Below are 566 nucleotides of genomic sequence, written 5' to 3' on the forward strand. Positions count from 1 at the left end.
TAAGAGAAAGGGCGGGGGGAAGCGTGCTGGGGGTCGGGGCGGTCCGGGTGCCGAACAGTTCTCCGCGGCGGGCCTTGAGGGCTTCGGCGGCCTGGGTGATGGCGTCGTCGTCGGCATCGTCGGGGACGCGCATGAGGGCGGAGGCGTCGTCGAGGTCGTCGCCGGTCGCGCCGAGGCGGACGAGAGCGGCCCGGATCTTCACGTCGCGGGCGAGCCGGGCGGCTTCGGCTTCGCGGCGGGCGGCGGCTTCCTCCCGCGCGGCGAGGGCCTGTTCCTTCTGGGCGAGTTCCTCGGCGCGGCGCTGCTCCTCGGTGAGGAGGGCCTGGCGGGCTGCCTGCGCCTCCCTGAACTGCGCGGCGAACGCCTTCGGGTCGAAGGTGTCAACGTCGAAGTCGAGGCCGGCGGCTTCGGCGATCTCCCGGTAGGCGGCGTGCCGTCCGCGGCGCCTCTGTTCGGTCATGTTCTGCCGGAACTTGTCCTGCGGCATGACCACGTCGTCGCCAGCGGGGTCGGTGACCGGGGCGGGGCGGCGCTGGGCGAGTTCGGCGGGCGTGGGGGCTGTCTCT

General features: G+C 73.7%; 1 pseudogene. It reads right to left on the reverse strand.

Annotated features, from left to right (window positions below):
* Positions 1 to 566 (reverse strand): annotated as a pseudogene (locus tag CCN42_RS42855) (hypothetical protein); the annotation flags it as partial.

This window comes from Streptomyces glaucescens, assembly GCF_002154375.1.
GTDB lineage: Bacteria > Actinomycetota > Actinomycetes > Streptomycetales > Streptomycetaceae > Streptomyces > Streptomyces glaucescens.